Source organism: Allobosea sp. 10L422 (genome assembly GCF_056395345.1).
The window spans coordinates 1-18,383 of sequence record NZ_JBFTJI010000010.1 but is presented as its reverse complement, the minus strand read 5'-3'; the positions used below and the strand labels follow the sequence as shown (position 1 = coordinate 18,383).

Here is an 18,383-nt window from a genome sequence, read left to right as displayed (position 1 = left end):
GGGCGCGATGAACGCTCCAGCAAAACCTCTGACGCAGTTGGTCACGTCATTGGAGGATCACGCCCGCTCGGTCGATGCGACCTTCGCGGTCGCCGGCCGCGATCTCGGCAGGGGGCTGAACCTCTTCGACACCTTGAAGGAACGGCTGACCGCCCTCTCCGGCCGGCTCTCCGGCGACAGGATCATCACGGCGCGCGCCGCTCTGGCACGGCTTGCCGACGATCTGCGCCCGCTGCGGCAGACGCTGGCCGCGGAAACCCGCTCCTTGCTGGACATCGCCGCGCATAGCGCAGCCGCCGGCCAGACCTGGGAGAAGCTCGTCGAGCATATCCGGCTGATCACGATCATCGCCCATTACGCCCGCATCGAGTCGATCTCGTTTCAGGGCGTGAGGAGCGATTTCGGCGACTTCGCCAACGAGATCTTCGAGCTGACGACCCAGGCCCAGCGTACGATCGAGGCCTGCGCGCGCGATCACGCCCGCATGAGCAAGCTCCTGGCCGCAGCGCTGGCTTCGCAACGCGAATTCGAGACGCAATATGGCGCCGCGCTCTCGTCGCTCGCCGACAAGCTCTCGGTCACGCTGGGCGAGGTCGAGGCTCGGCAGCGCAGCGGCATGACACTCGCCAGCGAAGCGGCGGCGCGCTCCGGCAAGATCGCGATGGCGGCGGGGATGGCCATCATCGCCTTGCAATCCGGCGATAGCATCCGCCAACGGCTTGAGCATGCGACCGCGGGATTACGCATGGTGGGTACATTGGAGGAGGGCGGTCTTGCTCAAGGACTGCCGGCGGAGGCCCTGCCGCACGCCCGAGACCTGCTGCTCAGGATCGAGGCGGCACAGCTCGAGGCGAGCGCCGCCACACTCGGCGAGGACGCCGCGGCGATCGAACAGAGCCTGCTGCAGCTGCGAGACGATACCGTCGACCTGGTCGACCTCGTCCGGTCGCTCTACGGGGCGGGCGGCGCGGATACCGGCTCCTTCATGGCGCAGTTCGGAGCCGATCTCGCCCATGCTTCGGTGCTTCTGGGCAAGTGCAACAGCGCCCGTGCCGGTGCCGACCAGGTTGCACATGCGTTGACCGCGCTGCTCGACACCTCCCAACAGACGGTCGACGCGCTTGCCGCCACGGTCTCGAATATCGTTCTCATCGGCACGAACGCCAGCCTGCGGGCCGCGCGTGTCGGCAGCAACGGCCGCAGTCTTGTCATCATCGCGCAAGAGCTGAAACTGGCGGCCGACCTCGTCGCCAGCGTCTCCCGGCGCCTGCCGCCGATCTTCCAGCAGATGCAGCGGGCTGCGGGCGAGCTGAAGTGCCAGGATCGGCTCGATGCAGCGCATTTCGGCACGCTCGATCGCGAGATGAGCACCGCGCTCATCGTCGTGCAGGAGACGGCCTCTGAACTGGCCTTGGAGTTCAGCCGCCTGATGCGCGAGGGTGCGACCTTCGGCAAGGCCTTCGATCAGGCTCGGCTCGGCTTCTCCGGCGCCGCAGCAACGGGAGAGACCATCGGAGGGGCCGCATATGCGCTTGCCGCAATGGCCTCCGACGACCATGCCGTTCCCCCGGACAGGAACGAACGCGTCCGGAGCTGGCTGACCGACGCCATATGGCCGCATTACACGATGGCGATCGAACGGACGATCCACTTAGGCGTGATCGAGCCCGTCTGGGACCCTGCGGCGCAAGCACCGACGGCGACGCCTGCCCCCGATGACGTCGATGCCCTGCTGTTTTGATGCCCGGCGAGCAACGGATCCGCTGAACCCCGAGCCCGTCTCTGCCTTCCCAGCTGAACCCGCCATGCGGCCATCGCGGGTTCGGCCACTATCCGGTGACTCTCGCCGCGTTCACTCGGCGTAGGATTGCGTCGCCCAGGCGGCCTTCAGCTTCGGGCCGACATGGGCCCCCAACGGCCCGAACCACTTCAGGTACAAGGCTTCAGCCTCACCCGATTTGAACATCTTGCCCATCGTGTGATTGACGATCCAAAGGATCGTCGGATTGAGTTTGGGCACCATGAACCCCTGCGGCGCGTAGCCGTATTCGTCACCGACGATCTCGAGGGTGTCGGGCTTCTTCGATTGCTTGATCAGCCCGTAGAACGCGCCATTGTCGCTGAAATACGCGTCGGCGCGCCGGGTTTCGACCGCGATCAGGCCCGCCGCGTGGTCATCGACATTGATGACGCGCAGGTTGAGCTTCCGTTCGGCAACGAGCTTCTTGAGGTCGGGCTCGCTGGTTCCGCCGGTTGCGACGGCGACGATCTTGCCGTTGAGATCGTCGTAGTTCTTGATGCCCGTGCTCTTGAGAGCCAGGAGCTGGCTCGCCGAGACGTGGCTGACGGACGAGAAGTCGACCTGCTTGTTGCGCCCGAAGGTGTTGACCGTTCCCTCGCACTCCAGATCGACCGTTCCGTTGGCGACGAGCGCCTGCCGGTTCTGGATCGTCATCGGCACGTATTTGATCTTGATCTCCGGCAGGTTCAGCTCGGTCTTGATGTCGTCGATAATGCGCCTGCAGAACTCGACCGCATAGCCCGTCGGATTCTTGTTGTCGTCGAGATAGCTGAATGGAAACAGCGCCTCGCGAACGCCCATGGTGATGGTCTGGGTGTCGCGCAATTTCTTGACGATCGCGTCGACTTCTTGGGCCCCCGCCGCCGAGCTCGCCAGATTCAGGGCCAGAAATGCGCCTGCGGCTGCAGCAAGATGGAATCTCATAAGTTCTCTCCCGTTTTTGCGATCGCTCGCCTGGTGCCCGCCCTCGATGGAGGACGGTGTCTAGAATCCGTTCTTCGCCTGCGCGGCCAGCTCTTCGCGAGTCATCGCGTCGAAGCCGAGCGCGGGCAGCAATTCGTTCTCGCTTGTGAAGTCGCGGCCATAGGCGGCCGATAGCAGGGTCAGCCCCGCCTCGTGCAACGTCGCCGGCCGCCCGACGAGCCGGCCGAGCAGCACGGTAGGCAATAATCCGTACGGCGCATCTTCGAGAACATAGCGGCTCTCCAATGTCGCAGGCCCCAAGCCACCCTTTCCGCGGCCGTGCAGCTCGGCATTCATCTCCGCGATGCTGGCGACCGGAAGCTGGTAGGAAAAGGCATAGTGCTCGTGGATCGTCCTGACGGAAACGCCGAAGGCTTCGGCGATGGCAAGCCGCTCGGCATCCAGCGCCTCCATCACGCGCCCGACCGCGGGCGTGACGTTCTCGGCCTGCCCCCAGCTTTCGCCCCGCTCCATCCGGGTCAGATTGAACAGGGCGATGGCGAGATGGTTCTGCGGGTTGAGATTGCTCAACGCGATCGCGAGCAGGCCTTCGCGGAGAACGAAACGCTCGCCGAACAGGGAGGTGCACAGCGCCAGCGCCTCGGCCGACGCGTTCTGTGGCACCGACGCGAGATCGATCTTCGAACGCAGCGAATTCACGGCGACTTCGGTCGGGGAGACCTTGCGGCCGGTCGTCAGCGTGGTGCCCCATGCGATGATCGAAGCGCGCACTTTCCGCGCTGCCAGCAACCGCGAAAGATAGAGCGCGCCGAAGGAGGCATGCGAGCTGATGATGACGGGCTGCCCTTCCCTGAGATGAGGGGCAATCGCGTCGAACGCCATCTTGTGGGCATAGCCCGGCATCGCCAGCATCACGACGTCCGCGCTGGCCACGGCTTCCTCGGCACTGCCCGCGATGCGGGGGTGGAAGCTGGCTTCGATCGCGCCCGTCGCGCGCAGCGGTGCCCCGGCCGCGAGCGCCTCGGTGCTCCGGCCCGACGGTGACCAGAGCATGGGGTCATGTCCCATCGCCGATAGCTGGGCGGCGGCGCCGCAGGCAGCCGCCCCTGCGCCCAAGATACTAACGCGCATATGAAATCGCCTCTTCTGCTGGGAGCGGCCGTTCAGCAGAAATGGAGCCAGCCGCTTCGGAGAAACTGAAACTCGGTACATTTTGCGTCTTACGAGGCATTTCGACCCTTCGACGACTTGCGGTAGAGCAGCACCATCAAACCGCGCGACGGCTTCTCCGACGGGTTGCTGATGGAATGCGCGACGTCGACCGGGTATCGCGCTGTCTCACCTTGCCTCAGAAAATGGCGCGAGGCCCCGCTGGCGATCACGAACTCGCCCGACAGCGCCGTGAAATGCTCGACGGCTCCGGCTGCATGGGGGGAGCTGTCGAGGCATCCGTCCGGCGCGATCTCGACATCATACCATTCGATGTCGCCGGACAGGCTGGGCGGACTCAGGATGCGCAGCTGACAGGAGCTGTCAGCACTCCGGATCGTCGGCGTGTGCTCCAGCGACAGCATCTCGATGGCGTTGTCGGCACCTGACGTCGCCTGCCCCTCCCCCAGCAACGCAACGAAGTCGATGCCCAATCCACGCGTCAGGCTCCAGAGCACGGCAAAGGTCGGATTGGCCTCCCCGCGCTCGATCTGCGACAGCATGGATTTTGAAACGCCCGATAGCGCAGAGAGCTGCTGCAACGTCAGGCCCCGCTCCTTGCGTCGGCGTTGGAGAAGCGGGCCGATCTGAGGGGCGTTCAGCTCGCTCATCGGCCCCTCGTCAATGCGTCAGGACTTGCTTCAGGAATTGCTTCGCCCGCTCCGAGGCGGGGGCCGTGAAGAACTGGTCCTTGGGCGTATCCTCGACGATCTCTCCGCGATCCATGAACAGAACGCGATCCGCGACGCGCTGGGCAAAACCCATCTCATGTGTGACGACGACCATGGTCATGCCTTCGAGGGCAAGTTCCTGCATGACCTCCAGAACCTCGTTGATCATTTCGGGGTCGAGCGCAGAGGTGGGCTCGTCGAACAGCATCGCCTGCGGGTTCATCGCCAAGGCGCGAGCGATCGACACCCGCTGCTGCTGCCCGCCGGAGAGTTGAGACGGGAGGTTGCTGAGTTTGTCGCCGAGGCCGACCCGCGTCAGGATCTTTGCGGAACGCTCGTCGGCCTCCTTCTGCGAACGCTTGAGCACATGGACCTGCGCCAGGCTGACGTTTTGCAGCGCCGTCATATGCGGGTAGAGCTCGAAACTCTGAAAGACCATGCCGATCCGCGAGCGCAAGGCGGGAAGATCGGTTTTCGGCGATGAGACCGAGATGCCGTCGACGGTGATCGTACCCTGCTCGAAATGCACCAGGCCATTGATGCATTTGATCAGCGTGCTCTTGCCGGATCCTGACGGCCCGCAGACCACCACGACCTCCCCCAGACGGATTTCGGCCGAACAGCCCCGCAAGATTTTCTGGGAACCGTAAGATTTATGCACGTCATCCAGAACGATCATGACGGGCGCCCCTTCCTGTAGAATTCGGCGGTCTTCGTGACGGAGAGGCAGATCACCAGATAGACGACGGCAACCAACAGATACATTTCGGTCGCGCGCCCGTCGCGCGCTGCGACGACGCTCGCGGCGGTGAGGAAGTCGTGCAGCGACACGACATAGACCAGCGACGTATCCTGGAAGACGATCACGATCTGGTTGAGGATCAGCGGCCCCATGGCCCGCATCGCCTGCGGCATCACGATCAGCCGCAGCACCTGCCAGCGGCGTAGGCCCGTCGCCAGCCCCGCATCGCTCTGGCCCTTGCGAACGCTGCCGATGCCGGCGCGGATGATTTCGCAATAGAACGCCGCCTCGAACAGCACGAAGGCGATCAGGGCCGAGGTGAGCGAGCCGACCGGCCGCCCGATGGCGAGCGGGATCAGGAAATAGAACCAGAACAGCACCAGCACCAGCGGCAACGAGCGCATCACCGTGACGTAGGCGGCCGCGGGAACGGCAATCAGCCGGTGCACAGACAGCCGCATCAGCGCCAGCCCAAAGCCGACGACGAGGCCGCCCAGCGTCGCGACCAGCACCAGCAGCGCGCTGAGCGCCATCCCCTCCGCGAGGAAACCGGACGAGCGGGCGATGACGCCCCAGTCGAAATCGCTCACGTCGTGGCCTTTCGCAGCGCAGCCCCGCCCATCCGGCTATCGATGAGGCGCATCAACCCGGTCGCGCACAGGCCGATGACAAGGTAGCCGATGGTCGCGAAGGTGAAGGCCTCGAAGCCCTGGAAGGTGTAATTCTCCACATGGCGGCTCTGCGCGGTCAGCTCGAGCACGCCGATCGTCAGGCTGAGCGACGACAATTTGATCGTGATCAGGAATTCCGAAGTCAAAGGCCCGACGATGGCGCGCAGGCCGAGCGGCAGCGCGATCAGCCGAAAGGCCTGCATCGGGCGCAGGCCGGTCGCGAGAGCCGCCGGCAGCAGCGGCACTCCGACGGCCTCGATGCCTGCGCGAACCTGCTCGGCCACGCGAGAGCCGGCGAACAGGCCGATCGCGACCACGGCCGTGACGATCTCCGGATAGGGCAAATCGCGCTTCAACCAGAGGCCGACCGCATCGGGGACGATCTCCGGGAGGACGAAATACCAAAGAAACAGTTGGACGAGCGGGGGCACGCTCCGAAACACGTCGATATAGATGCCGGCCAGCAAACGAGCCACCGGCGACGGGGCGCTGCGAGCGACGCCCGCGACGGCGCCGATCGCGAGCGCAACAGCCCAACTCATCAGGCTGATCGCGAGGGTCAGGAGCACACCGCTCCACAGCCAATCGACGAAAGGCTCGCGTATCAGGACGGACCAGTCCCAGCGGTAATTCATCCGACCCCACCTATCGCCAAGGCAATCCCGAGACGCATTCCATTCCGATATACTGGAATTGGCCCATTGCCAGACGACAATGTCAATCTCGAAATTATCTTGCCGGAAATTTCAATACACGAGGGTTGGCGTTTGCTATATTGTCGTCAACATCGGAAAATAGGACACATTAGATAAGCATATTGCTTATTGTCGGCAATAAAAACAAGCGTCAAAGCGCGTAAACTATTCCACTATAATGAAAATAACATACGCGGCTAAGAAGCCGCCCGCACCGACCTCGCACCCACCGGAGGCAAGTCGCTGGCATTCGCTCACATCTTGCCAGCGCGCATCGTGAAAGCGTCGGTCGCGCGAAGCATGGCTACGCGAATCGCAGCGCGCCATGAGCGCGCGTCGGCGGGCAGCGCGAGGCGTGGGAGACCTGGATGGAGACGCCTGGGGCTGGGGCGAAAGACCTTCGCGTACCCTGCCCGATGGCTCATTGCAGGCGATCGCGCGTCGTGTGGAAAGGAAGACGCCCTTTGAACTATAGCTCGCCATGCGACGTCAGCACCGGCACGCGAACACCCCCGTCACATGGCGTGGCACCGCGGCAACCCCGGTCACATATGGATCGCGCCCGGCGATTCCCGATGGCCTATGCTCGTCGCAAGCCGCGAATCTTGCCGTAGACCTTGGCGTCAGGCCGCCGCTTTCGCCGTCACACCAAGCTCGGCCAGCACGGCCTGCGGGCAAAGGCAAGCCGGATCGGTCGGCGGGGGGCCCCAAGCGGGCTGCCAGTCGAGGTCCCCTTGCTGCCAGGCTGAAACGACCGCCTTCCATTGCTTGCGCTGCACAGATGCCTTTCGGCGCCGGACAGATCCGCTGTTTCGTTTAGCCATGATGGACTCGAAAGCTCATTGTGCGCCGCATCCGAAATTGTGCGACGCAGCAAGATAGCGGCCCGTCGCCCTAGCCGGCCATCCTCGTTTGGGCATCTCGACCATGCGTCGAAAGGACTAACCGAGAGGCTCCTTGCGCTTTGCCGCCCAGGCGTTCCTTCAACGGGCTGCGACAGGCGCCCTGAGATAGCCGCGAGAAGAAGCCGTGACTTCGCTCCTGCATCGCGGCAGGATCGGCTTGGACAAGGAGCCCTTTATATGAAGAAGTTTCTCGCGGCGGCGGCGTGCGGTCTGTTCTTGACGGGATGCGCTGCCTTCGGCGGCGCGATGGAGCCCCCGGGGCTCGATCCGATGCAAAGCACTGGAGAGACCTATGTTCCCCGATCAGCGGGAGGCTTCGAGCCGCCGCCGCCGGAGGAGCACATTACGAGCACCTGTACGATGAAAGGCCAAAACGTGAACTGCTACTGAGCGCGGAACTTTGGCGGAGCACTTTTCGGCCCGAAGAACGCCGGACAAGGCCGGCCGCGTGGTCATCGCCACCCTCGGAAACGCCTTCACAGTGAGCGGCGCGGGGTGGACCCCGTTCGAAATAATCGCGCGACGATCATGCTCAGCAACTTGATAATGAATGCGCCGATCAACAGCAGGATTCCGGCAATCACCACCGCCGCAGCGGTCTTTATGATTGCGATATCTTGCGAGTCAAAGAGAGAACACCACCAGGCGATGAAGTCCAGAAACCAGCCAAGTTGGGATTCATCCGCCGAGAATTGATACATGGCGCACCGGCTAACCTGTAGCTGAGCAGCGAGCACGCTAACACGCGCGCCAGATGCGCTCAATTCGAAGCAGTTCTCACGGGGCGGGTTGGGCCGCCATGGCGAGCCGGCATCGAGCCGCTCGGTGGCGCAGCAGGCGATGGCGAATGCCTCGCCCGACAGCATGAAGGCGTCCCCGGCAGGCTGCCGTCGATAGTCCGGCGCCCTCCTTCAGTTCGGCTCGGATTCGAAGCCGAACTCGAAGAGCGGGCCGCCCGCACGCAAGCCCCGATCACGGCACGGCGGAGGCGAAGGCCGGTTGCCGATTGGATCGGTCGCGCGTCGAACGCTCGGCCAAAGGCAAAAGCGTAGCCTTGATCGACCGTCTTCCCGCTCCGTCCGCCGCGCCCATTTCGCCACATGGCCCCTCTCCCCCGCGCGGTCGAAGAGGATGTCGCCCCGGGCATATCGTTCGCGCCTCAAACGCGACAATTATGTGAAAGTAAGATGGAGATTTATTCAGATATGCTTTCAATTTCAAACTAATTTTTCTTTCAATTACCTAGCTTGATTTAGATATCACGCAAAAACGCCATAATTATAGTGTTGACATGAGATAAGTTATACTCAGGATGTTGCACCGCACGCAGAACGGATTTTATGATTTCTGACCCATGGTGGACGCTATCTTGAACGAGTCACTGTCTGCGACCATTCATCGACTTCCACGTCGCAATCGCTATGTGGTTGCCTCGATCCGCGACCAGGATGCGCTCGAAGCCTCTCCGCTCAGCGACCTTCTCGTGTTTGTTGATCCGGAGTCCGATACCGAAGGCCTGCGGGCCACGTTTCCGCTCATCGGCGTCGCGACATCCGATGAGGGGAGCAGCGCATTGAGAGCCGCGCTCAAGCGGTTCCGCAAGATGGGTACGCTGCCGGATATCCCGGTCGTCCGGCTGCAGGAAGGGGCGCTCGCGTCAGACGCGGAGCTTGTGGCCCGCGTGCTTGAGGGCGGTCTGGGGCGCCTGTCGCGGCACATGGCAAGCGCCAACACCGAACTCGCGACGCTGCGACGGGAGCGCGAGACGCTTTTCGAGAACTACCGTGCGCTTGAGAACGCATTCCACGCCCACAACTGGGATTCGGTCTCGGAAGTGTTCGGCCACGGGCCTTTCGTCGACCCCAAGGACCAGGGGCTCGCGGCCTTGCTGTGCGAATCCGAGATCGTGCAGCTCTTCCCGATCTCGAGCTATGCGGTCTCCGGCTTCGCCCTGCATTTTCGCGAAGCCCCGACCGACAAGACCGGCCGGCTCATCGTCACTCTCGACTATGTGGAGAGCAGCGAGGGCGTCGCGGAATGGCAAATTCCCTATGGCAGCGTTACTCAGGGCTGGAACTTCTTCTCCCTGCCCAAGGCATGCGACGGCAGCCCCCGCACGCTGCGGCTGAGGATTTCGGCCAGCGGCGGGCTACCGCCCGAACTCTCTCTCGGCCACGTCATCACCAATGAGCGCTATGCCGCCCAGGCGCGGATGCCGCATGCCGACCTCGACATGCGCCCGCTCGCCCTCCGGATCTTCACCGGGCTCCCGGGCGCCCGTCCGACCGCCCTGCCGAATGTCTTTGCACCGTCCACGCTGATCTCCGGGCGGAAGATCGAGGACTATCGGCTGCCGGTCGAGCTCCTGCGTGCCGTCGCCAACGTCTCCTTGAGCCCGATCGAGCCGAGCTTTCAGACCGTGCGCTTTCTTGAGCTCGAGGATGCGATCGTCTGTCATCCGCTGAGCGAGGGCATCACCGCCGGCGCCGTCCGCCGGGTGGTTGCCCCTGGCACTGCGCGCATCTCGGCCCGCGCCGTCATCGATCACCCGGACGGCAAGCCAGGGACGGTCGGGCTGATGCTCGTCCCCTTGTCCGCCAATATCCGAAAGGAAATCGCTGCTCTGGTCGATGGCCGCGCATTGCCGCCCACGGCGTTCTTCAGCGGATGGATGGAGATCACGGCCGCGCAGCCGGTGGATATCAACTTCATGCTGGAAGCGCCGGTAACGCGTACCATGGATCTCGTCATCCTGAGCAAGGCTGCAACTCATTCGGTCGATTTCGCCTGGCTGAAGGTCTTCAATTTCCGGCTGGTGAAGTATCTGGAGAACAGCCCGGTCCGGGAGGTCGCCAATGCGTGACGAGCCTCAGGATCTGGTGGCCATCGCCATGCCGCTCTACGGCCATGCCGCGCTCGTGATCGAGGCACTGGAATCGGCCTTGGCTTCGGCAACGCAGTGCCGGCTCGCCATCGTCGTCTCGGTCGATGGCGACCCGCAGCACGAGGTGTTCGATCAGCTCGCGCTGCATGCCGCTGCGCATCCGGAGGTCCACGTGATCTTCGGAGAGAATGCCGGCCCGGGTGGCGCCCGCAACCGCGCGATCGACTACATCCTCGACGAACTGCCGGAGGCCAAGGCGGTCTATTTTCTCGACGCCGACAATCGCGTCCTGCCGAACACCGTCGAAACGCTCTATCGCCGGCTGAAGGCTGGCAAGGCGGGATGGGTCTACACGAATATCGACACCTTCTCGGTCAATTGGCGGGCCCATTACGGCAACAGCTATTCGCGCTTGATCCACTGCATCAGCGACAATATCTGCGACACCGGGTCCATGATCTCGATCGACGTCTTCCGGAGCGGCGTCCGCTTCGCGGAAGATCGGCAGAACGGCTTCGAGGACTGGGAATTCTGGCTCTCGGCCGTCGAAAACGGGTTTGTCGGCGAGCCCTGTCATGACACCGCCTTCGAATACCGCCTGCGCGCCGAAAGTCGCTTCAAAGAGGCGAACCGCGACCGCTCGGCCTCGATGAGCTTCCTCCGCCGGCGCCACAAGGCGCTGTTCCGCCGGCCGACCCTCGTCGGCTTCGAGCATGAGGAAGCGCCGCGCTATGCTCTGATCCGCACCGGCGAGGGCATGCTCGACCTCTTCACGGATCCGATGCTGCCGCCCGGGCAGATCGGCTTCGACGAAGCGGTGCGAGCCTTCTGGGGCAATGTCGGCGAGCCCGACAATGTCCATTTCCCTCCCTTCGTCGCAGCATGCAGCAGCGAGACGCTCAAGCTCCTCGCCCGCTCGCGGCTCCTGCCGAACATTCTCTGCCATCTCGAGACCTTTGCGGAACGGTGCAACGTCGTCTTCGTCGAGCTCAACAACGTCGTTTCGCAGCGGAGCATCGAGTGGGAAATCCTGCCCTCCGGCGCTCAGCGCAGTGCGGCGGATCTGACCTTCGTCTCGACCGATCTGATCAGGAACGTCATCAAGGACGACGCGCTCGATTGGTTCTCGTCGATTGGCCGCGACCAGGCCTGGCCGACATCGGCACGCCTGAAAGTCAGCTTCCCCTTTCCGAAGGCGCGGCAACGCCGGTCGCTGATCCGGCCGGAGCAGGCGCTGCTCAATCTCGTCAGCGCGCTCACGACGAGCCCGCTGCGGGCGACGGCCTCGACGCGCTGGACATGGCGCCCCCGCCGGCTGCCCGCTTTGTCCGAGCTCTACAAGTTGCTCAGAACCGAGCTCGGCGGCTCACCCGTGCTGCCGCTGGCGCATCCGGCCGTGCCGCGCCGGACGGCAGCGGTGCTGGTGCCCAACGCCTCGTTCGGCGGCGCCGAAAAGGTCGCCTACGCGGCCGGGCGGGAATTGAGGCAGAACGGCTTCGAAACCCATCTTTTCGTGCTCGGCTCCGGACGGATGGAGGTGCTCGACGAATTCGACCAGGCATTCGACCATCTCCATTTCTGGAAGGACGGCGTGCCGGCCTGGGGCGCGAGCGGCCAGTTCCTCGGCCAGGATTTCATCACCGACGAGCACGGCCTCGACTGGGCCGGGCTGAAGGGGCTGCTTTCCGGCTTCGACCTGATCGTCAACAACCATGTCATGGCGGCCCATCCGCTGATGGCGCAGTTCCGCTCCGCCGGAACCCGCACGGCCTGCTATCTCCACGTTGTCGATGAGACCGCGCTTCGGCGCCCGGCCGGGCAGCCCTATGCCGCCATCGCCTTCGAGCATGCCTATGACGCCTTCCTGACCTGCTCGGAGCAATTGAAGAGCTACCTGCACAGTTTCGGCGTCCCCTTCGGCAAGATCTTCGCCGTGCCGAATGCGGCGAGCTTCTCCATCGACGCGAAGCTGCGGACCCAGGTGACGGAGGCGCGCAAGGCCGGGCGCGGGAGTGAGCCGCTGCGCCTGCTCTACATGGGCCGGCTCGACCGGCAGAAGGGCATCGACCGGCTGCATGGGGCACTTGTCCAGCTCAAGCAGCGGGATGTCGCCTTCGAGGCCCGGGCCGTCGGCGGCGAAATCCTCTCCGACGACCGCAGCTCGTCCTGGATGACGCGCCTGCGGGATATCGACGTCGAGGTCGTCCCGCCGGTCTTCGCCGCCAAGGACCTCGCGGCGCATCTCGCCTGGGCGGATGTCCTGGTCATGCCGTCGCGCTGGGAAGGGGCGCCCCTGATGATCGCGGAGGCACAGCAGCTCGGCTGCGTCCCGATGGCGACCGCAGTCGGCGCCGTCGACGAATTGGTCGTCGACGGCCAGGACGGCGTCCTGATTGCGAATGCGGCCGACGCACAGATCGTGGTCGAAATGGCCCGGACGATCGCCATCCTCGCGCGGGACCGCGCCACGCTTGGCCGCCTGGCCGAAGGCGCGCTCGCGACGGCAGCGCAACGTTCCTGGAGCGCTTCCTTCGCCGATTTCATCGCATGGAGCGACGCTATCGCACCCGCTGCTCCCATCCAACGCAACGCCGCTGCGGGCAAGCTCGCAGACGACGAGGCCACGGCCGAGACCACGCTCTCCGTCCGTGCCGTCGCGTGACGATCAACGGAAGATCCTGAAGCCATGGCCCCCAGAATTCTTGTCACCGGCATACCGAGCCATCTCACCCGCCTCATCCAGAAGGCAGAGGGCGCCCAAGTCTTCTATTCGGAGAAGGCGCAGCAGCCCGAGAGCAAGGAGGCCTTCCTTCGAGAACTCAAGAACATCAGCAATACCGGCAACTATCTGATCGGCGAAGGCGCGCTGCGGGCGCTGTCGCCGAACGCGACGCATATCCCGTTCTGGCATCTGTGGAACGCCGTCAACAATGGCACCGGGCTCGACACGATCAACGATCGCTTCGACATTTGCGTCTTCACCTGCGCCAATCTGTTGCGCAAGGGCCTGTCGGCCGATGCCGAAGCGCTGGTGCTCTCAAAGCTCGACATGGCCGTCGTAATGCTCGGCATCGGCATCCAGAACCGGCCCGATCTCGAACAATCCTTGCCCGAGGGCACGCAGCGCCTGCTGAAGGTCCTGAAGGAAAGGGAGCATTATTTCCTGACACGTGGCGAGGAGACCGCCGCCTATCTCAGGGATCAGGGCTTCTCCTTCGTCCGGCCGGTCGGCTGTCCCTCGCTCTATTTCCAGCCGGCCAATGTCCGGCGCGCCTTGCGCCGGCTACCGGACGTGAAGGTCGGCGAATGCCGCACGGTCTTCACCGGCTATATGGGCGCCGAGCTCAACACGATCGGCGACATGAACGCGCTGTCCTCGAACGACGGGCGCTCATCCTATGTGGTGCAGGACGAGCTGCTGCATTTCGACATGCAGGTCGAGCCGGACGCCGATGGCCGCGTCTACAATTCCGCCTCGGGTGCGGTCATCGGGGACCTGGCATTCAAGGGCTCGAACGAGCTGAAGAAGAAGATCAACATCCATGCCTTCTTCGACACCAATCAGTGGCGGGCCTGGACCTCGTCGATGGACTTCGCCTTCGGCCGGCGCTTCCACGGCAACGTCATCGCGCTGCAGGCCGGTGTCCCCAGCCTGATCGTGGCCGTCGACGATCGCATGCGCGAGATGCTGAATTTTTCCGGGCTGCCCAAGGTCGAAGCCGCCGACTTCAACAGCGCCAATGATCGCGCCGCCTTCGTCGCCGATCACCTCGCCGCGATGAACATTCCGCAGGTCGTCGAGACCTATTCCGAGCGTGAGCGCAATTTCCGCTCGGTCTTGAACGAGATCGGCATCGCCTGATGCCGGTCGGAGCATTTTCGAGCGAAGCGGACACCGGTTCGCGTGAAGAAAATGCGGTGAAACGAAGAGATAGGGCACTTCCGTGTCGGAACGGCGCGGAAGTGCTCTGGGCAAAACGGGGCTTAAGGGCAGACTGACATGCGGATCATGGTCACAGGCATACCATCCTACCTGATGCGGACCGTCGAGAGTGCATCGGGAGCGACCGTCAGGCACCGCCCGTATTTCGAGCCGGTGCGAACCAAGAATGACCTGATCTCCCAGGTCAAGAAGATCGCCAATACCGGCAATTACCTGATCGGCGAAGGGGCCGCCAACAGCGTGCGTGGCCATGACGTCACCTACGTGCCGTTCTGGCATCTGGCGAACAACGTCAATTCGCCGGAAACCTACGAGGCGCTGAACCAGAGCTTCGATCTGTGCTTGTTCGCCTCGGCCAATCTGCTGCGGCCGGGCTATGCGGCGACGACAGAGTCCTTCGTGTTCGAGCGGCTCAACATGCCGATCGTGGTCATGGGCATTGGCATCCAGAAGAAGGAGAACCTTCAGGACGCGCTGCCGGAAGGCACGCGCCGTTTCCTCAACGTGCTCAAGAAGAAGGAAAGCTTCTTTCTGACGCGGGGCCATTTCACGGCCGATTTCCTCAAGGCCGAGGGCTTGAAATACGTCCGTCCGACCGGCTGCCCGTCACTGTACTATGAGCCGGCGGCAATGAAGCGCTCGCTCAGCCACCTCGCCGATCCCGATCTCGCGGACTCGCAGAGGATCGCCTTCGGCGGCTATCTCGGCAGCGTGCCGGACACGATCGTCGATGCCCATGCGCTGCTGCGGCAGGACAGCGTCGCGAGCTATGTCATCCAGGACGAGATCACCGTCTACAACCTCAACATCCTCGCCGAGGAGACATGCGACGCCTACGATCAGGCCGCCGGCCGCATCGTCGCCAAGACCGAATACAAGCACGCCGAGAAATGGCAGCGGGACTGCGAATTCCGCGTCTTCTTCGACACGCATAAATGGCGCAGCTGGGTATCGGGGCAGGATTTCTGCTTCGGCCGCCGCTTCCACGGCTCGATCATCGGCATGCAGGCCGGCGTGCCCGCACTGATGATCGCGGTCGACGACCGCATGCGCGAGATGCTCGATTTCGTGGGCTTCCCCTATATCGAGGCGTCGGTCTGGAACCGCGAAGCGAAGAAGAAGGCCTTCCTGCAGGATTTCCTCTCGAAGATCGACGTACCGGCGGCGATCCATCGCTATTCGGCTTGCGAGGAGAACTTCAACGCGGCGCTCAAGGATATCGGTATCCGCTGATGGCAGGAGGTGCGCGCAGAGCCATAGGATGGAGCTGGCGTACCGGAGAGCCGGCGCTGCTGCGCCGGCTGATCCCCCTCGTCGCTGCGTCGGGCTTGGCGGTTGCTGCCCTCGCGGCGCCGCCCGCGCCCACGCAGTTCGGCGTCAACCGCGTCAATCTGGCCTGGGTCGACGCCGCCGGCCGCGAGAAGGTGCTGGATCAGATCGCGCAGAGCGGCATCCGCTCGGTGCGGCTCTCCCTGACCAATCCGATGGATGGCAGCATCGACGCCGTCCGGCTGGCCCATCAGAAGGGCCTCGCAATCCTCCTTGAGATCTCGCTCAACAACGCCGCCCTCTACCCCGAGGGCACCAAGCCGCGCTCGGGCCGCGGCCGGATCTGGGACATGTATCGCCTCTCCGACATCTCTCCGGAGCACTATCGCGCGGTCCTGCGCGACGCCCTGCAACGGATCGACCGGCTCGGCGTCCCCCTCATCGCCGTCGAACCCGGCAACGAGATCAACTGGGGCGCCTATAACGGCGATCTCGATATCAGGCCCGAAGCCAACAGCCGGACGGCCCGCTCGCTTCGGGACGTATCGGACCCGGATGCGGTCGCGCGCGGTGCGGCGAACTACGTCGAACTGCTGAAGGTCACCCGCGCCGAACTGGCAAAGACGACGCTCAGCGCCGGCGCCAAAATCGTCTCGGCCGGGCTCTCGGACATCCCGCCGGAGCATGCCGACCGACGCGGCATCGATAGCATCGACCCGACGAGCTTCACCGCCCTCATGCGCGAGCATGGGCTCGATCAGGCGGCCGATGGCTATGGCATCCATATCTATCCCGGAGGCGACCGCTCGCCGGCCGCCCGCGAACAGCATATCGAGCAGGCCCTTACGATCTGCCGCGCGGGCCCGGCGGAGGGCAAGCCCTGCTGGGTCACCGAATGGGGCTTCGCCAACACCGCAAAGACCTGCCCCGCGGATGACAGCCGCCGTGAACGGCTGGTCAAGGCGACCCGCGAACGCTTCGCGGATCTCATGCGCGACGGCCGGATCGCTGCCGCCTTCTATTTCGACTGGGACGCGACGACCTATGGCATCTGGCGCTGCGGCGAACTCTCTCCCGCTGGCCGGGCCGCGGTGACGCCTTGACGATGAAAACCCTGATCATCGGCGGTTCCAACACTGTCATGCAGCCCGGCTACCTCTCCGCGCTGCTCTCGGTCATGGCGCGGCGCGGCGTTGCGCTCGATATCGTCGCGGACCTCGCGGTTGGCGGCACGACGAGTGCCTTCGGCCTCTACCAGCTCAAGCTGCATGAGCAGGAACTCGCCGATTGCGACCTGCTGCTGATCGAATATGCGCTCAACGACGCCTTCGTCTATGGCGACGAGCGGCGCCCGTTCCGGCACTGGGCGCGCTTCTACGAGGGCATCATCCGCTTCGCCCGCGAGCGAAACCCAAAGCTCAGGATCGCCACCCTCGTCTTCGGCGCCCGCAACGGCTCGTTCCTGACAGCCGTGCCCGCGATCGACGCCGGGATCGCCTATATCTCGCAATGGTATGGGACGACCTGCATCGATGTCTCGCGGCTGCTCATGCAGCGCCTCGGGCGCGAGGTCGTCGGCCATCCCAGCTTCTACTCCGACCAGGGCCATTATGCCCGGCCGGTGGCGACAACCATCGTCGCCAACCTGATCGCAGATGAATTGGAGCCGGCCCTCGCCGCCCCTCCTCGCTCCGCCGCGTTGCCGCCCGCGATCGATCCCGAGCATTTCGCCAATGCCCGGGCGCTCGACGGCGCGTGGCTGGCCAGGCGGCTCGGGCGGCCAGTGGTCGATTATGCCAACCGCCGCTTCTCGGTGGCGGCCGTAGATCTCGGGCGGGACCGGCTGCGTTTCGACATCGACAAGGGCATGCTGCTCGCCTTGAGCTATGTCTGCGAGCCCCGCACGCCGCCGCTGGATCTGCGGGCCGGCGACGAGATGCACCGTGCAGCGCTGCTCAAGGGCGGCGTGCGCGACGGCACCTACAAGTTCCTGGTCTCGATGCTGAGCTTCGAGTTCCTCTATGGCCCGGCGCTGCTCGACATGCAGCAGACGCGCACGCTGACGCTCTCCGGGGGAACCGCAGCCGCTGGGCACAAATTGCATGTGCCTAAAGATAGCGTTCGGCACGAAACCTTTCCGGCAGAGCCAGCCCTTCCGATCACGGGCATTCTCTTCACCGGAAATCTCAAGACCTGCGCCATCGAGAGCGCCAGCACGCAGCGGCCCTCGACCTCGGATCGACCAGCCGAGGCGGCGACCGCATAGCAGCGTCGGCCCGCGCTGGCACACATACCCGGACTGGCCGCCGCCGGCGGGAGGCCTCGGGTTGAGGCTTTGGCGATGCCACCCCATCGCATCCGGCAGCAGCTTCGTTTCGAGTTCCCGATGATTCGATCGCGTCGCGTCCTCTGCGTTGTTTTCGTTGTGTTTGCGTGCTTGCGCGGTCGGTTTCGGCGCGGCTCGCCACGACGAAGCCGCCCTTTTGGGGCGGTTTTTGGCGCTTTTCTCTTGTTTTTTTTGGATTTTAGACGCAAAAACCCGCCGCTGCTTGCGACGGGTTTTTGTGTTTGGTTGCGGGGGCCAGATTTGAACTGACGACCTTCAGGTTATGAGCCTGACGAGCTACCGGGCTGCTCCACCCCGCGGTAAGGATATGGGACCTTTTGAA

15 protein-coding genes and 1 tRNA gene are annotated in these 18,383 nt (G+C 64.0%); 8 read left to right on the top strand and 8 right to left on the bottom strand.

Annotated elements, in window-relative coordinates:
- The first annotated feature begins 7 nt into the window (after positions 1-7).
- The gene (locus AC1DEZ_RS18915) at positions 8-1,741 is read left to right on the top strand and encodes a hypothetical protein (RefSeq protein WP_476780384.1); all 1,734 of its coding nucleotides are present in this window, start codon (positions 8-10) and stop codon (positions 1,739-1,741) included.
- A gap of 111 nt (positions 1,742-1,852) precedes the next feature.
- On the opposite strand, the gene AC1DEZ_RS18910 is transcribed toward AC1DEZ_RS18915, so the two are convergent.
- From AC1DEZ_RS18910 to AC1DEZ_RS18885, 6 genes are all read right to left on the bottom strand, one after another.
- On the bottom strand, positions 1,853-2,725 hold the full coding sequence (locus tag AC1DEZ_RS18910; RefSeq protein ID WP_476780383.1) for an amino acid ABC transporter substrate-binding protein: 873 nt from the start codon (positions 2,723-2,725) through the stop codon (positions 1,853-1,855).
- A gap of 60 nt (positions 2,726-2,785) precedes the next feature.
- Entirely contained in the window at positions 2,786-3,856 is a 1,071-nt protein-coding gene (locus tag AC1DEZ_RS18905) for an NAD/NADP octopine/nopaline dehydrogenase family protein (RefSeq protein ID WP_476780382.1), read from the bottom strand.
- A gap of 89 nt (positions 3,857-3,945) precedes the next feature.
- Positions 3,946-4,545, bottom strand: coding sequence for a helix-turn-helix domain-containing protein (locus AC1DEZ_RS18900; RefSeq protein ID WP_476780381.1), 600 nt, complete (start codon positions 4,543-4,545; stop codon positions 3,946-3,948).
- 10 nt (positions 4,546-4,555) lie between these two features.
- Positions 4,556-5,284 (bottom strand): amino acid ABC transporter ATP-binding protein, encoded by a 729-nt coding sequence (locus AC1DEZ_RS18895; RefSeq protein WP_476780380.1) that lies wholly within the window; start codon positions 5,282-5,284, stop codon positions 4,556-4,558.
- On the bottom strand, positions 5,281-5,937 hold the full coding sequence (locus AC1DEZ_RS18890) for an amino acid ABC transporter permease (RefSeq protein WP_476780379.1): 657 nt from the start codon (positions 5,935-5,937) through the stop codon (positions 5,281-5,283). The genes AC1DEZ_RS18895 and AC1DEZ_RS18890 overlap by 4 nt, the downstream gene beginning before the upstream one ends.
- The gene (locus tag AC1DEZ_RS18885) at positions 5,934-6,653 is read right to left on the bottom strand and encodes an amino acid ABC transporter permease (RefSeq protein WP_476780378.1); all 720 of its coding nucleotides are present in this window, start codon (positions 6,651-6,653) and stop codon (positions 5,934-5,936) included. The genes AC1DEZ_RS18890 and AC1DEZ_RS18885 overlap by 4 nt, the downstream gene beginning before the upstream one ends.
- A gap of 1,142 nt (positions 6,654-7,795) precedes the next feature.
- Here AC1DEZ_RS18885 and AC1DEZ_RS18880 point away from each other — a divergent pair.
- The gene (locus AC1DEZ_RS18880; protein ID WP_476780377.1) at positions 7,796-8,008 is read left to right on the top strand and encodes a hypothetical protein; all 213 of its coding nucleotides are present in this window, start codon (positions 7,796-7,798) and stop codon (positions 8,006-8,008) included.
- 86 nt (positions 8,009-8,094) lie between these two features.
- Here AC1DEZ_RS18880 and AC1DEZ_RS18875 read toward each other — a convergent pair whose 3' ends face one another.
- Entirely contained in the window at positions 8,095-8,484 is a 390-nt protein-coding gene (locus tag AC1DEZ_RS18875) for a hypothetical protein (RefSeq protein WP_476780376.1), read from the bottom strand.
- A 488-nt stretch (positions 8,485-8,972) separates the two neighbouring features.
- On the opposite strand from AC1DEZ_RS18875, the gene AC1DEZ_RS18870 reads away from it, so the two are divergent.
- From AC1DEZ_RS18870 to AC1DEZ_RS18845, 6 genes are all read left to right on the top strand, one after another.
- Positions 8,973-10,481: a DUF6212 domain-containing protein gene (locus tag AC1DEZ_RS18870; RefSeq protein WP_476780375.1), complete on the top strand. Its 1,509-nt coding sequence runs from the start codon at positions 8,973-8,975 to the stop codon at positions 10,479-10,481.
- Positions 10,474-13,164: a glycosyltransferase gene (locus AC1DEZ_RS18865; protein WP_476780374.1), complete on the top strand. Its 2,691-nt coding sequence runs from the start codon at positions 10,474-10,476 to the stop codon at positions 13,162-13,164. Before AC1DEZ_RS18870 ends, AC1DEZ_RS18865 begins: the two co-directional genes overlap by 8 nt.
- A gap of 24 nt (positions 13,165-13,188) precedes the next feature.
- A complete protein-coding gene (locus tag AC1DEZ_RS18860) occupies positions 13,189-14,364 on the top strand; it encodes a polysaccharide pyruvyl transferase family protein (RefSeq protein ID WP_476780373.1) in 1,176 nt (391 codons plus the stop codon).
- A 138-nt stretch (positions 14,365-14,502) separates the two neighbouring features.
- The gene (locus tag AC1DEZ_RS18855) at positions 14,503-15,678 is read left to right on the top strand and encodes a polysaccharide pyruvyl transferase family protein (RefSeq protein WP_476780372.1); all 1,176 of its coding nucleotides are present in this window, start codon (positions 14,503-14,505) and stop codon (positions 15,676-15,678) included.
- On the top strand, positions 15,678-16,817 hold the full coding sequence (locus AC1DEZ_RS18850) for a glycoside hydrolase (protein ID WP_476780371.1): 1,140 nt from the start codon (positions 15,678-15,680) through the stop codon (positions 16,815-16,817). The genes AC1DEZ_RS18855 and AC1DEZ_RS18850 overlap by 1 nt, the downstream gene beginning before the upstream one ends.
- Before the next feature lie 2 nt (positions 16,818-16,819).
- Positions 16,820-17,980, top strand: a complete 1,161-nt coding sequence (locus AC1DEZ_RS18845) for an SGNH/GDSL hydrolase family protein (protein ID WP_476780544.1) — start codon at positions 16,820-16,822, stop codon at positions 17,978-17,980.
- Between the two features lie 303 nt (positions 17,981-18,283).
- Here AC1DEZ_RS18845 and AC1DEZ_RS18840 read toward each other — a convergent pair.
- Positions 18,284-18,360 (bottom strand) — tRNA-Met (locus tag AC1DEZ_RS18840).
- Between the last annotated feature and the right edge of the window lie 23 nt (positions 18,361-18,383).

Excerpts from the sequence above, each read along its gene's own strand:
- AC1DEZ_RS18900 (WP_476780381.1), bottom strand. The coding sequence starts at position 4,545 with ATGAGCGAGCTGAACGCCCCTCAGATCGGCCCGCTTCTCCAACGCCGA.
- AC1DEZ_RS18855 (WP_476780372.1), top strand. The coding sequence starts at position 14,503 with ATGCGGATCATGGTCACAGGCATACCATCCTACCTGATGCGGACCGTC.
- AC1DEZ_RS18910 (WP_476780383.1), bottom strand. The coding sequence starts at position 2,725 with ATGAGATTCCATCTTGCTGCAGCCGCAGGCGCATTTCTGGCCCTGAAT.
- AC1DEZ_RS18885 (WP_476780378.1), bottom strand. The coding sequence starts at position 6,653 with ATGAATTACCGCTGGGACTGGTCCGTCCTGATACGCGAGCCTTTCGTC.
- AC1DEZ_RS18880 (WP_476780377.1), top strand. The coding sequence starts at position 7,796 with ATGAAGAAGTTTCTCGCGGCGGCGGCGTGCGGTCTGTTCTTGACGGGA.
- AC1DEZ_RS18870 (WP_476780375.1), top strand. The coding sequence starts at position 8,973 with ATGGTGGACGCTATCTTGAACGAGTCACTGTCTGCGACCATTCATCGA.
- AC1DEZ_RS18875 (WP_476780376.1), bottom strand. The coding sequence starts at position 8,484 with ATGCTGTCGGGCGAGGCATTCGCCATCGCCTGCTGCGCCACCGAGCGG.
- AC1DEZ_RS18865 (WP_476780374.1), top strand. The coding sequence starts at position 10,474 with ATGCGTGACGAGCCTCAGGATCTGGTGGCCATCGCCATGCCGCTCTAC.
- AC1DEZ_RS18845 (WP_476780544.1), top strand. The coding sequence starts at position 16,820 with ATGAAAACCCTGATCATCGGCGGTTCCAACACTGTCATGCAGCCCGGC.
- AC1DEZ_RS18915 (WP_476780384.1), top strand. The coding sequence starts at position 8 with ATGAACGCTCCAGCAAAACCTCTGACGCAGTTGGTCACGTCATTGGAG.
- AC1DEZ_RS18860 (WP_476780373.1), top strand. The coding sequence starts at position 13,189 with ATGGCCCCCAGAATTCTTGTCACCGGCATACCGAGCCATCTCACCCGC.
- AC1DEZ_RS18895 (WP_476780380.1), bottom strand. The coding sequence starts at position 5,284 with ATGATCGTTCTGGATGACGTGCATAAATCTTACGGTTCCCAGAAAATC.
- AC1DEZ_RS18850 (WP_476780371.1), top strand. The coding sequence starts at position 15,678 with ATGGCAGGAGGTGCGCGCAGAGCCATAGGATGGAGCTGGCGTACCGGA.
- AC1DEZ_RS18905 (WP_476780382.1), bottom strand. The coding sequence starts at position 3,856 with ATGCGCGTTAGTATCTTGGGCGCAGGGGCGGCTGCCTGCGGCGCCGCC.